11 protein-coding genes, 4 tRNA genes and 1 pseudogene are annotated in these 12286 nt (G+C 59.6%); 10 read left to right on the top strand and 6 right to left on the bottom strand.

The genetic code is table 11. From position 1 onward, the window contains the following. Positions 1-16: 16 nt before the first annotated feature. Positions 17-91, bottom strand: a tRNA-Asn gene (locus M728_RS07200). A gap of 138 nt (positions 92-229) precedes the next feature. Here M728_RS07200 and M728_RS07205 point away from each other — a divergent pair. Beyond that, positions 230-523 carry a hypothetical protein gene (locus M728_RS07205; RefSeq protein WP_026623173.1) on the top strand — a complete coding sequence of 98 codons (294 nt, stop codon included), beginning with the start codon at positions 230-232 and terminating at the stop codon, positions 521-523. A gap of 675 nt (positions 524-1198) precedes the next feature. Beyond that, a tRNA-Cys gene (locus tag M728_RS07210) sits at positions 1199-1272 on the top strand. Between the two features lie 908 nt (positions 1273-2180). Here M728_RS07210 and lexA read toward each other — a convergent pair. From lexA to M728_RS07230, 4 genes are all read right to left on the bottom strand, one after another. Continuing rightward, positions 2181-2900 carry a transcriptional repressor LexA gene (gene lexA, locus M728_RS07215; protein WP_026623172.1) on the bottom strand — a complete coding sequence of 240 codons (720 nt, stop codon included), beginning with the start codon at positions 2898-2900 and terminating at the stop codon, positions 2181-2183. Positions 2901-3135: 235 nt separating this feature from the next. Continuing rightward, positions 3136-3300 (bottom strand): hypothetical protein, encoded by a 165-nt coding sequence (locus tag M728_RS07220; RefSeq protein ID WP_139015649.1) that lies wholly within the window; start codon positions 3298-3300, stop codon positions 3136-3138. Between the two features lie 168 nt (positions 3301-3468). Continuing rightward, positions 3469-3544, bottom strand: a tRNA-Ala gene (locus M728_RS07225). A gap of 200 nt (positions 3545-3744) precedes the next feature. Then, positions 3745-3834, bottom strand: a tRNA-Ser gene (locus M728_RS07230). A gap of 282 nt (positions 3835-4116) precedes the next feature. On the opposite strand from M728_RS07230, the gene M728_RS07235 reads away from it, so the two are divergent. The 4 genes from M728_RS07235 to M728_RS07250 all read left to right on the top strand — a co-directional run bounded on the left by M728_RS07235 (position 4117) and on the right by M728_RS07250 (position 8194). Further along, complete coding sequence (locus tag M728_RS07235) at positions 4117-5157, top strand: septal ring lytic transglycosylase RlpA family protein (RefSeq protein ID WP_026623171.1); 1041 nt, start codon at positions 4117-4119, stop codon at positions 5155-5157. A gap of 57 nt (positions 5158-5214) precedes the next feature. Then, entirely contained in the window at positions 5215-6369 is a 1155-nt protein-coding gene (locus M728_RS07240) for a D-alanyl-D-alanine carboxypeptidase family protein (protein ID WP_026623170.1), read from the top strand. 92 nt (positions 6370-6461) lie between these two features. Further along, a complete protein-coding gene (tmk, locus tag M728_RS07245) occupies positions 6462-7166 on the top strand; it encodes a dTMP kinase (protein ID WP_026623169.1) in 705 nt (234 codons plus the stop codon). Continuing rightward, entirely contained in the window at positions 7163-8194 is a 1032-nt protein-coding gene (locus tag M728_RS07250; protein WP_026623168.1) for a DNA polymerase III subunit delta', read from the top strand. The genes tmk and M728_RS07250 overlap by 4 nt, the downstream gene beginning before the upstream one ends. Here the strand turns inward: M728_RS07250 and M728_RS07255 are convergent. Next, positions 8189-8494 carry a pyrophosphatase gene (locus tag M728_RS07255; protein ID WP_026623167.1) on the bottom strand — a complete coding sequence of 102 codons (306 nt, stop codon included), beginning with the start codon at positions 8492-8494 and terminating at the stop codon, positions 8189-8191. The genes M728_RS07250 and M728_RS07255 overlap by 6 nt on opposite strands. Before the next feature lie 178 nt (positions 8495-8672). On the opposite strand from M728_RS07255, the gene metG reads away from it, so the two are divergent. The 4 genes and pseudogenes from metG to M728_RS07275 form a co-directional block, all read left to right on the top strand. Then, entirely contained in the window at positions 8673-10223 is a 1551-nt protein-coding gene (gene metG / locus M728_RS07260; protein WP_026623166.1) for a methionine--tRNA ligase, read from the top strand. Positions 10224-10237: 14 nt separating this feature from the next. Next, positions 10238-11017, top strand: a complete 780-nt coding sequence (locus tag M728_RS07265; protein ID WP_026623165.1) for a TatD family hydrolase — start codon at positions 10238-10240, stop codon at positions 11015-11017. Position 11018: 1 nt separating this feature from the next. Then, entirely contained in the window at positions 11019-11855 is an 837-nt protein-coding gene (locus M728_RS07270; RefSeq protein ID WP_026623164.1) for an MBL fold metallo-hydrolase, read from the top strand. Positions 11856-12034: 179 nt separating this feature from the next. Next, positions 12035-12250: pseudogene (locus M728_RS07275) on the top strand (helix-turn-helix domain-containing protein); the annotation flags it as partial. Between the last annotated feature and the right edge of the window lie 36 nt (positions 12251-12286).

Below are 12286 nucleotides of genomic sequence, written 5' to 3' on the forward strand. Positions count from 1 at the left end.
ATGGCTCTTTGGAAACTGGCTCCCCGGGCCGGATTCGAACCGGCGACCTATCGATTAACAGTCGAGTGCTCTACCGCTGAGCTACCAGGGATCATCTGCGCCGCAGAAGTGAGGCTGCTAATACAAATGCTTTTTCGATTTGCCAAGCGGTTTTTAAAAAAAAATCGTCGGCGGCAGTTGTCAGCCTGTGGAGGAGGCACCAACTCAGGAGGGACACGAAAGAGGACTGATGGCAAAAGCAGAGAAAAAAAGGCATTTCGGCATCGATCCGCAGACGCATGAGATCGTGCTCGGCAAGTGGCGGATCAAATTGCCCGACTCGCCGGTCTTGCGCATGCTGGTCGGCTCGCTGCTCATCGTCGGCGGCGTGCTCGGCTTCCTGCCGGTGCTTGGCTTCTGGATGATCCCGATGGGCCTGCTCGTGCTGTCGCACGATATTCCGATCGTCCGCCGCTGGCGTCGTAAACTCGCCGTTTGGTGGGCGCGCCGGCGAGGCACGCAGAATTCGTCGGGGGGATCCTGACGAGGTAGGCAAGGCGAGGGGTGGGCCAAGTCCAATCGGACGCGCAAATGTCGCTGTAGCACTTTGAATTGCTGCGTGATTTTGTTCCTAAATCGATTTCAATTTAAGGATTCGTGCAGTAACAGCTTGGTGGTGTCCGTTAAGGCATAATTTACCACGGGGAACCGCAGCGAAACTCTTCCCGGCTTCCTGCCCTGTTTTGTGCACATTCGGCGCATCAAGATGCGGGATGGATAAAGCAGGCCTCGCATTTCTGGCGCTTATATTCGTGCTCATCGCTCTCGTGGTGAGCATCCTAGCTGTCGATCGACCAGCGATGGAGGCGCCGCAGAATAGGCCCGCACTCGTTCCCGCCAACTCGGCTTACCCGTGAACGGGGACGACCATTCGCCCTGCAGCGCCGCGCGTCTTTCAGCCGCGCAAAGGTCGCTGTAGCCGTTTGAATTTGCTGCATGTCTTTTTCCTTGAAGCGAGGTCGATTTAAGGAGAGATGCAGTAGAACAACGAGGTCTCCAAGCGAGTGGCTGAGACGGCTGCCGGCATGCCGCCGACCTTACCGAAGCGAAAGCAAGCGGTTATTCGGAATAAAAAAGACCCTATTCAGAATGAACCCTCTTGCGGTTTCCGGGCAATCATTCTAAATCCGCGCCACGACTTGGGAATTCAAGTCAGAGAGGCCTCGTGGCGGAGTGGTGACGCAGAGGACTGCAAATCCTTGTACCCCGGTTCAATTCCGGGCGAGGCCTCCATTGCCACACGTAAATACCTGATTGGGCTGGCAATAATTTCGCCTGAATTCCACCGTCTACCACACTCGCGGGCGTGGCATTTGCTCCCGTCTCGTCCGTTGGACCTTTGCTCAAGGCCAATAGCTGGTTGCCTATTCCATTCCAGTCGATCCTGGCCACCCGCAAGCCTTGCGTGATCGCTATTGACCGGCCTGACGACCTGCAAAGATCAGCGCACTTGTGTTTGCGCGGCCGGCAGATAGACCTTGGAGGTGACGCTCTCTCCCCCGGTCAAAGAGGCCCCGACCAATAGATAGGCCGATATTGCGAGGACTGAGAGCAACAGAATGCTTACTGGCAGCCCCGCTGAGGCGTGATGTTCCGGTCCTCGGTAATTTCTTCCAGTCATGATGACGAACTCCACTCTATACAAACGAAAACGACCCATCGATGCAGCGGTTCCTGCAACGATGGTTGGACCCGGTAACAAAGTTTGAGGTGTCGTAACGAGCTGGCATTATACCATGCTGGCCGGTGCACTGGCGGGTGGTGGGGAGTTATCCATTGCACATGTTCACGGCCTGTTCGTAGCTATTTCAGGCAAACTCGCCGAGCAGCTGCGCTGAGCTCATCATTCATGCGGCGTCGAGAGGCTTCAGCCTCAAAAGCCGGATCCCGCCACCTGGCAATGCAGTTGGCATCAGTGGTCTGGAATGAAACCAGGAAGATCCCTAAGCGGTGGTTGCTGACCGCGCAGGAGATTACTGCATGTTTCCTTTAATCGCGCTCGATTAGGGGCAAAAACATGCAGAAATTCAAAGCGCTACAGCATTCTTTGTGCGTCTGAAGAGACGCATGGCGCCGTTGGCGTGGCAGTCGACTTTGAGAAATAGCGAGTGTCCAGCGAGCGCTGAGCCCTCCGATGCACGCTAATGATAACGCCGCATGAGGCCGATGAGCTTACCCTGGATCTTGACCCGGTCGGGCCCGAAGATACGCGTTTCGTAGGCTGGGTTCGCCGCTTCGAGCGCGATCGATGCACCCTTTCGACGGAACCGCTTCAGTGTCGCTTCCTCATCGTCGATCAGGGCGACCACGATATCTCCCGGATTGGCCGTGCTTGTGTTTCTGATGATGACCGTATCGCCGTCGAGGATGCCGGCCTCGATCATCGAATCGCCCTTGATCTCCAGCGCATAATGTTCGCCGTTGCCGATCATTTCCATCGGTACCGAAATGTCGTGCGTATTGTTCTGGATTGCCGAAATCGGCACGCCCGCGGCAATTCGGCCCATTACGGGAACAGTGACCGACGCGGTCTCTGCCGGCGGCGCCGGCTTCGGCACGATGGTCGGCGCCGCGGGTGGCTTGCCCCGGCTTCCCTCGATTACGCTCGGCGAAAAACCACGCCGTACCTGCGCGGCGCCAGTATAGGCTTCCGGCAGCTTGATGACCTCCAGGGCGCGGGCGCGATTGGGTAGCCGGCGAATGAACCCGCGTTCCTCGAGTGCGGTAATCAAGCGATGGATGCCCGACTTCGACGCGAGGTCCAGCGCGTCCTTCATTTCATCGAAGGACGGCGGGACCCCGGACTCCTTCATTCGCTCGTGAATGAACAGAAGCAATTCCTGTTGCTTGCGGGTCAGCATGGCGCGTCACTCCAGAATCGCGAAACAAATCAAGAACAGAAACTATCTGTTCCATATGTGTTCCGCAAGTGCCTAAAATTCCGTGAATTTCGCCGACAGTTAAAGCGCCAAAACCGGCTCGAAAGCGCGCGGCAATGTATCGGTAAAAGAATGCCTGAAACTTCCGAGGGCGGGGCTGCCCGTCCCCTTGCTTTTTTCTTGGGCGTGGTTCGCGCACGAGAGTCCCCGCGCGGCGCTAGTAAGCGAGACGCAGGCCGCCCGGGCTCAAGACGTCGAAATCAGGCTCCGGATAGGGGCCATACCACTGGGTGTAAGTCGTGTTGGTCGAGCCGGTGCTTGCGCATCCCGAAAGTGTGGAAAGCGCGATTGCCGCGGCTGCAATCAGGAATTTAAGAGGCATGGTGCTCTCCACTCGCGGGAGTTGCCAAGACCCTCGAACGGGGTCAGACTAAGACTTTCTCTCAAAACAGGTTTTTTGGCAAGCACAACCCTAACGACAGGACGCCGACCGCACCTTATAGTATCGGCGATCCGTCACGCATGTCTCCGGGCTGGACAAATGTTGAAGTGGTGGAGTCGAAGGGAGTCGAACCCTCGACCTCCGCAGTGCGATTGCGGCGCTCTCCCAACTGAGCTACGACCCCAGCCACACCAGTGTATAAGCGGTTTCGAGCGTACGCACCAGTCCCTTCGCGCAGGTCCCGGCGTCACTATTTGCGGGTCTGGGCGAGCCTCGATAGCGGCCTTCGATGAAATCGCGGGTCAGCGTTACATGCGCGCAATAGGACTATGCTTCGGAGACAAGCTCATGCCTATGCCTCCGGCTAGGCTGAAAGAGAACTGCTGGCGGATGGGGTGGGATTCGAACCCACGGTAGGCTTTCACCTACGCCGGTTTTCAAGACCGGTGCCTTAAACCGCTCGGCCACCCATCCGGGCAGCGCGTTATTGCGCGAAGCGCGAAGCGTTGCAAGATTTAAGCTGCACGATTTGCGAATTTCCCAATTCCGCAACGGGTGACAAACTCCGCTCGCGCGAACCTCTCTTTACCAATGGTAAACCATAACGGGCGAATTCCGACGCGTCTTCGCTCTCTGGTTCGCAATTTTGCCTTGTTGTTGTCATGATTGTTCGACTGTCCCGTTTCGGGACGCGAACTGTCCGCGGGGGCTTTGAGCGGATTGTTCTTGAGGCTTGCCAATGATCTTGTGGGACAAATGACATCGAATAAGAGTGCGGCATATCTCGTGAGGGGAATACGTCTCGCTGCGATTCCGTTGCTTTGCGCGGTGCTGACGGCTTGCGGATCGACGCCGAGCGTCAAGAAGAGCAAGACTCGGAGCAAGGAATATTTCGCCGAGTCCGTTTACGGCGTCAAAGCCAGTCCGCGCGTTGCCACCGGGCGCAACATCCCGAAAGGCGGCGGCCGTTATCAGGTGGGCAAGGCCTATCAGGTCAAGGGCAAATGGTATCAGCCGAAAGAGGATTTCGGCTACAACAGGAGCGGCATGGCGTCCTGGTACGGCTCCGCCTTCCATGGCCGCCTTACGGCGAACGGAGAGGTCTACGACAAGTATCATCTGTCGGCCGCGCACCCGACCTTCCCGCTGCCGAGCTATGCGCGCGTGACCAATCTTGAGAACGGTACGTCGGTGATCGTGCGCGTCAACGATCGCGGTCCTTATGAATACGGGCGGATCATCGATGTCTCCTCGAAGACTGCCGAACTCCTGGACATAAAGCGTAAGGGCAGCGCCAAGGTTCGCGTGCAATATGTGGGCCGCGCGCCGCTCGAGGGCAACGATATGCCCTATCTCATGGCGTCTTACGTGAAGAAGGGTGACCGCAGCCCGAGCATCATGCCGGAGGGGCAGATCGCCACGGGCGTCATGGTCGCCTCGAACGAGCCGCTGCGCAATCAGGTTCCGGATCTCGGCGCCGTTCCCATCCCGCAGAAATCGATGCTTGATACGGGTGTGCCGGTCACTGCACTTGCCGAGCCGGCCCCCGGCTTTCCGACACCTGGTTCGCTTGGCGAGTTCGCGATCCTGCCGGAAATCGGGCCGGTACCGACTGCGCGTCCGCACTTGGTCCCGCTGCCGGACGGCAACATGGCTTATGCCGCCGCTTACGTCGAAGTCCGCGTCAGCGACCGGGCCTCGCCGTTCGAGGCAATCATGGTCGAACGCAATCCCCTGACGCCCGATTCCATTCTCGCTTATGCCAAGCGTCAGCACAGGGGTCCTTCCGCGCCATAACACCGGTTGAAGAGGGGTGACGGCGCTGCTATGCCCATGAGGAAACCGGAGTTTCTCATGCGCATAAAGTGGCTTGCGGTCGTGGGCTTGCTCGCGGTCATCTTCTCGGGGGAGGCGGTCGCGCAGGCGCCCGCATTCGACACAAAGGCGAAGCAGATCTATCTCGTCGATGCCGAAACCGGGACGGTGCTTTTCTCGCGTGGTGAGAACGAACCGGTGCCGCCTGCCTCGCTGGCCAAGCTCCTGGCGATGGAGGTGGTCTTCGAAGCGCTCGACAAGGGCGAGCTGACGCCGGACACGAGTTTCGAAGTTTCCGAACATGCCTGGCGGACCGGCGGTGCCCCTTCCGGCACTGCCACCATGTTCGCCGCAATCAAATCGAGGATCCGCGTTGCCGATCTCATCCAGGGCGCAGTCGTGCAGCTGGCGAATGACGCATGCATCATCCTGGCTGAAGGGATGGCCGGCAGCGAGGCGGCCTTTGCGGAGCGCATGACAGCGCGGGCGCGCGAACTCGGCATGCAGGTTGCAAGCTTCAGGAATGCCACTGGTCTGCCGGACCCGGGAAACAGGATCACCATGCGCGAAGTGGTCGCACTGGAGCGGCATCTTTTCGAAGCGCACCGTGACTACTATCGGCTCTATTCGCAACCGGAATTCGAGTGGAACAAGATCCTTCAGCGCAACAAAAATCCGCTGATCGCCGCCAATGTGGGCGTCGACGGGCTGGCGACGGGATTTGCGGAGGGCTTCGGCTTCTCGGTCGCAGCATCGATGCAGCGTGGCGGCCGCCGGGTGTTTTTGGCGATGAGTGGGCTCGAGAGCGATAAGGAAAGGACCGAGGAGAGCCGCAGGGTACTCGATTGGGCAATGACCGCATTCGAAAAGCGCCGCATCTTTGCTGATGGCGAAACGATTGGAGAGGCAAGCGTCTATGGCGGAGCGGCCGCCCGCGTCGCGCTCGCCGCCGACGGGCCCGTCGACGTGCTGCTGCCTGTGAACAACCCCGAGCGGCTGACGGCCCGGATCGTCTACAAGTGGCCGCTGACTGCACCCGTGGCCGCCGGGCAACAGGTGGGAATCGTCAAGCTCTGGAACGGCGAGAAGCTGCTGCGAGAGGTACCCGTGAGGACCATTAAGGCGGTGGAGAAGGGGACGCTCACCAGCCGCGCGCTCGACGCCCTGCAGGAGCTTCTCTTCTTCTGGCTCTGAGAAATACGCGCTGGGGCAGTTGCCTCCAACGAACAAACTTGAGCCAACAGAATTGTTTCCATTAACCGGGAAAGGCTCTAAACAGAGCCGATATGCACGCCGATCTGGAACGAAATGTGTCGCCGACAAAGGGTTTGTTCGTAACATTCGAGGGAGGGGAAGGGGCCGGAAAATCGACCCAGATGCGCCTCCTCGCCGAGGCGCTCAGCGCGCGCGGCTACCACGTGCTTACCACACGTGAACCCGGTGGCTCGGTGGGGGCCGAGGCGGTGCGCCACGTGCTTCTCTCCGGAGCGGCCGAGCCCTTTGGCGTTCGCATGGAGGCGATACTTTTCGCCGCCGCGCGCAGCGATCATGTGGAGGAGGTGATTCGCCCAGCGCTTAAGGAGGGCACGATCGTCCTTTGCGATCGTTTCATGGATTCCTCGCGCGTCTATCAGGGGATCACCGGCAATCTGGAGCCCGCTTTCGTCGAAACCCTGGAGCGCGTGGCCGTCAACGGCGTGATTCCCCATCGCACGATCATCTTCGATCTGCCCGCCGCCGTCGGCCTCGAGCGCGCGCGCCGCCGCGCCGCCAACGACAGCCCCGACCGCTTCGAGAAGGAGCAATTGGAGACCCACGAGAAGCGGCGCGAGGCCTTTCTGGATATCGCCGAGGCCGATTCGGAACGTTGCCGCGTGGTCGACGCAACGCGGCCCCCGGACGTCATCGCCGCCGAAGTGCTGAGCCTCGTCGAGGCGTTGTTGCCCCGCGAGGGCAGGGCCCAACCGTCGAACGCGGAAGCAGCGCCATGACGATTGAACGTCCAGATGTGCTGGAGGGAGCGATCGCTCCAGCGGAAAACAGCAAGCTCTTCGGTCATAAGGAAGCGGAAGCCTTTCTCGCTCAGAGCTATAGGTCCGGCAAGGGCCATCACGCGATCCTCATCGAAGGTCCGGAGGGCATCGGCAAGGCGACGCTCGCCTTCAGGTTCGCGAATCATATCTTGCGCCATCCGGAGCCTGCGGAGGCGCCCGACAGTCTTGGCGATCCGGACCCGGCTTCGATCGTCACGCGGCAGATTGCCTCCGGCGCATCGCACAACCTGCTGCATCTGTCACGGCCGGTGGACGAGAAGACGGGCCGGCCGAAGGGCGCGATCACGGTCGACGAGGTGCGTCGAGCCGGCAAGTTCTTTGGTCAGACCTCGGGTAGCGGGAACTGGCGCATCGTGATCATCGACCCGGCGGACGATCTCAACCGTAACGCCGCCAACGCGATTTTGAAGATACTGGAGGAGCCGCCGCGCCGTTCGCTATTCCTGGTCCTGACCCATGCGCCCGGAAAGCTCCTGCCGACGATCCGGTCGCGCTGCCTGCCTTTGCGGTTGAAGCCACTGGAAGCGGGAGCTATGCGCCAGGCGCTTGCGCATCTCGGCTTCGACGTCGCTGGGGCAAATGCGGAGCGGATCCTTGCCGCTGCCGATGGCAGTGTCTCTGAGGCCCTGAAGCTGATCAATTATGGCGGATTGGATATTGCCGAGGCCTTCGAGGATATCCTCAAGGGGCAGGGGCCGTCCGTCCGCAAGAGCATGCACAAGCTTGCCGATATTCTTTCGGCGAAGGACAGCGAAACGATCTTCGACTTTTTCTCATCTCTGCTGACAGGCCGCGTCATGCAGTCGGCGCGGGAGGCTGCGCATGCGGGCGATATCGACAGGGCGGAGCGCCTTGCCAAACTTTCGAGCAACTTCGCCGAACGCCTGGCCTTGAGCGATGCCTACAATCTGGACCGCAAGCAGACGATCCTGTCCCTGATGGACGATTTGAAGGACGCTCTATAGATCTGGCGCAAACTTCCACTTTCGCTCGATCGCCGCCGCGAGGTCGATATCGTTATGGTGCGCAAAGAGCAGGATGTGGCCGAGGAGGTCGGCCGCTTCGTCGGCGAGTGATCGGCGCAGTTCCTCTGGCGAGATCGCGCGACTGCGTCCGCGACCGCTCGCTTTGTTCCACACTTGCGTCAATTCACCCAATTCTTCCTGCAGCTTCAGGATATACCAGTCCGGGTCGCGCGTGATGGCGTGTTCGGTCGCATAGGCGGCGGAGGCCTCCTCGAATTGTCGCTTGAGTTCATCCAGCAAGGCGCTCCCCTTTGTTTGTTTCTGTTTTGTTCCTGTTCGTTGCTTCTGTCAACGGGTTTGCCTGCTCAGCGGTATGACCTTGGTCACGAGGGCTTTTTCTTGCCCCGGCGGTTCCCTACCTCAAGGCTATGCGCTAATAGCACGCATAGTTTCCGATCCGAGATATATCGAAGCCGCTATGAGAGATACGTCCCCCTTCTACATCACGACCGCGATTTCCTACCCGAACGGCAAGCCGCATATCGGCCATGCCTATGAGCTCATCGCCACGGATGCCATGGCGCGCTTCCAGCGGCTCGACGGGCGCGAGGTCTTCTTCCTGACCGGGACGGACGAGCACGGCCAGAAGATGCAGCAGACGGCGAAGAAGGAGGGAATTTCGCCGCAGGAGCTAGCGGATCGGAATTCGGCCGAATTCCAGAAGATGGCGCGCCTTCTGAACGCGTCCAATGACGATTTCATCCGCACGACCGAAAAGCGCCATCACGAAGCGTCGCAGGCGATCTGGATCCGCATGAGCGAAGCGGGAGATCTCTACAAGGACTCCTATGCGGGCTGGTATTCCGTTCGCGACGAAGCCTATTACCAAGAGAACGAGACGGAGTTGCGCGACGACGGTGTGCGCTACGGGCCTCAAGGGACGCCGGTGGAATGGGTGGAGGAGGAGAGCTATTTCTTCCGGCTGTCGGCCTACCAGGAAAAGCTCTTGAAGCATTATGAGGAGAATCCGGACTTCATCGGCCCGGCGGAGCGGCGCAACGAGGTCATCTCCTTCGTCAAGTCGGGACTCAAGGACCTCTCAGTTTCGCGCACCACCTTCGACTGGGGCATCAAGGTTCCGAACGATCCGGCTCATGTCATGTATGTCTGGGTGGACGCACTCACCAACTACCTGACGGCAACGGGTTACCTGACGGACCCGAACGGACCGAGGGCAAAATTCTGGCCGGCGAATATCCATGTCATCGGCAAGGACATCATCCGCTTCCACGCGGTCTATTGGCCCGCTTTCCTCATGTCGGCCGGTCTGCCTCTGCCCCGGCGCGTCTTCGCTCACGGCTTCCTGCTCAACAAGGGCGAGAAGATGTCGAAATCGCTCGGCAATGTGGTCGATCCGTTCGACCTCGTCCAACATTTCGGTTTGGATCAGATCCGTTATTTCTTCCTTCGCGAGGTGTCCTTCGGCCAGGACGGCAGCTATAGCGAGGAGGGGATTGCAACGCGCATCAATTCCGACCTCGCCAACGGCATCGGCAATCTTGCCAGCCGCTCGTTATCGATGATCGTCAAGAACTGCGACGGTCAGATTCCCGTCTGCGGCCCGTTGACCGACGAGGACAAGGCGATGTTATCAGCAGCCGACTCCCTCATTGACACGGCACGGGAGGAAATGGGCAAACAGCTCATTCATCGTGCGCTCGCAGCGGTTATCGCGGTCGTTTCCGAGACCGATCGCTACTTCGCAGGCCAAGAGCCGTGGGCATTGAAGAAGACCGATCCGGAACGCATGGCAACGGTGCTCTACGTCACCGCCGAGGTCGTCCGTCAGATCGCGGTCCTCTTGCAGCCGTTCATGCCGGAATCGGCAGGCAAGCTCCTGGATCTCGTCGCTGTTCCGGCCGACCGGCGCGATTTTGCGCACCTGGGCGAAACAGGGCGCCTCGTCTCCGGAACGCCGCTCGAGGCGCCGAAGCCGATCTTCCCGCGCTATGTGGCGCCGGAAGCGTAAGCGAGAGCCGTCGTATGCTGATCGATACCCACTGCCATCTGGACTTTCCCGACTTCGAAGCTGAGCGCGAGGCGATCATCGAACGGGCGCGTGAGGCTGGCGTGGGCCAGATGGTGACGATCTCGACAAGGGTAAAGCGTTTCGACACAATCCTCGCGATCGCCGAGACCTATCCGAATGTCTTCTGTTCGGTTGGCACTCACCCACATAATGCAGACGAAGAACTCGACATCACCGTCGATGATCTCGTTCGGCTGTCGGGGCATCCGAAGGTGGTGGCGATCGGCGAGGCGGGTCTTGATTATTTCTACGACAACGCGCCGCGAGCCGCGCAGGCGGAGGGCTTGAGGCGTCACATAGCCGCAGCGCGGAAAACGAAACTACCGCTCGTCATCCACAGCCGGTCTGCAGACGAAGACATGGCGGCAATTCTGACCGAGGAAACGGGGAAGGGCGCTTTCCCTTTCCTTCTCCATTGTTTTTCGTCCGGCCCGGATCTCGCCCGCATCGGCGTCGAGCTCGGCGGCTATGTATCGTTCTCCGGCATTCTGACCTTCCCGAAGTCCGAGGAACTGCGTGAGATCGCCAAGACCGTGCCGCGCGACCGGCTGGTCGTGGAGACGGACGCGCCATATCTCGCGCCAAAGCCCTTCCGCGGTAAGCGCAACGAGCCGGCTTACGTGGCGCATACGGCCGAGGTGCTGGCGCAAACCATCGGCGTATCCAAGGAAGAAATTGCGGCCATCACCACGGAGAACGCTTTCCGTATCTTCTCGAAAATGCCGAGGCTTTGAGATGGCATTTCGGCGGGTGTTCACCATCCTGGGTTGCGGATCATCGCCCGGCGTGCCGCGCATTACCGGCGATTGGGGCGCCTGCGATCCGTCGAACCCGCGCAATCGACGCATGCGGGCGGCGCTGCTCGTCGAACAGGTTGCGCCCGACGGTGGCAAAACGACCGTCGTGATCGATACCGGCCCGGATTTCCGCGCGCAGATGATCGCCGCGGACGTCCGTCACATTGATGCGGTGCTTTACACACATGCCCATGCGGATCATCTTCACGGGATCGACGATTTGCGCGGTTTCGTCATCGAGAATCGCAAGCGCGTGCCGATCTGGGCCGACACCCACACGATGGGCCTGATCTGCGATAGATTTCGCTATTGCCTCGAATCGCCGCATGGCAGCGGCTATCCGCCAATCATAGAGGCGCACATCATCACCGATGATCTTTCCCCCGTGATCATTCATGGGGCCGGCGGTCCGATCGCCTTCGAGCCGCTGGTGCAGTTTCACGGCAACATCCATTCGCTCGGCTTTCGCATCGGCGATTTTGCCTATTGCAGCGACGTCAGTGACTTTCCGCCGGAGACGATCGGCAAGCTTGCCGGGCTGGATCTGCTGGTGATCGATGCGCTGCAGTACAAGTTTCATCCGAGCCATTTGGCACTCGTGCAGTCGCTCGGCTGGATCAACCGGCTTCAGCCGAAGCGCGCGGTGCTGACGCACATGCACGTGCCGTTGGACTACGACGTCGTAAGCGACGAGACGCCGGACCACGTCGAGCCGGCTTACGACCTGATGCGGCTGGAATTCGAAATCGACAGACCGAGCGCTGAAGAAGCGTGAAAGTGCGACATAAACTTTCTGATCTCAACAAGTTGATTCAAAAGGCACTATCCTTTCTTTTGCCTGTGCACGCGGGTTCCATAATCTATCTTATGCGATCCTTGTATGTAGCCCGGTACATTCTATTTCCAAGTGCGACATGCCAATAAAAACGATGGCGTCGCCTTGGAGAATTCTGGATGTCGCATCGCTATTCACAGCTCACCCTTCTCGATCGCCGACGACTTCATCAGCTGATGGAGCGCAAGGCTCCTGTCGGTGAGATCGCCCGGCAACTCGGGCGCCATCGCTCAACGATCTATCGCGAGCTGAAGGGCAATACCTTTCACGATGCCGAGTTTCCGGAATACAGCGGTTATTGCAGTGGCATCGCCGATGACATCTCCAAGGAGCGTAATTGCCCGGGCGGCGACGCGTCATTCTACTGTGGG

Origin of the sequence: Ensifer sp. WSM1721 (assembly GCF_000513895.2) — a bacterium.
In the GTDB taxonomy this organism is placed as follows: Bacteria; Pseudomonadota; Alphaproteobacteria; order Rhizobiales; family Rhizobiaceae; genus Sinorhizobium.

Bases quoted from the DNA above. Each gene is read 5' to 3' on its own strand.
- M728_RS07205 (WP_026623173.1), top strand. From the start codon at position 230: ATGGCAAAAGCAGAGAAAAAAAGGCATTTCGGCATCGATCCGCAGACG.
- M728_RS07240 (WP_026623170.1), top strand. From the start codon at position 5,215: ATGCGCATAAAGTGGCTTGCGGTCGTGGGCTTGCTCGCGGTCATCTTC.
- M728_RS07250 (WP_026623168.1), top strand. From the start codon at position 7,163: ATGACGATTGAACGTCCAGATGTGCTGGAGGGAGCGATCGCTCCAGCG.
- lexA (WP_026623172.1), bottom strand. From the start codon at position 2,900: ATGCTGACCCGCAAGCAACAGGAATTGCTTCTGTTCATTCACGAGCGA.
- metG (WP_026623166.1), top strand. From the start codon at position 8,673: ATGAGAGATACGTCCCCCTTCTACATCACGACCGCGATTTCCTACCCG.
- tmk (WP_026623169.1), top strand. From the start codon at position 6,462: ATGCACGCCGATCTGGAACGAAATGTGTCGCCGACAAAGGGTTTGTTC.
- M728_RS07220 (WP_139015649.1), bottom strand. From the start codon at position 3,300: ATGCCTCTTAAATTCCTGATTGCAGCCGCGGCAATCGCGCTTTCCACA.
- M728_RS07270 (WP_026623164.1), top strand. From the start codon at position 11,019: ATGGCATTTCGGCGGGTGTTCACCATCCTGGGTTGCGGATCATCGCCC.
- M728_RS07235 (WP_026623171.1), top strand. From the start codon at position 4,117: ATGACATCGAATAAGAGTGCGGCATATCTCGTGAGGGGAATACGTCTC.
- M728_RS07265 (WP_026623165.1), top strand. From the start codon at position 10,238: ATGCTGATCGATACCCACTGCCATCTGGACTTTCCCGACTTCGAAGCT.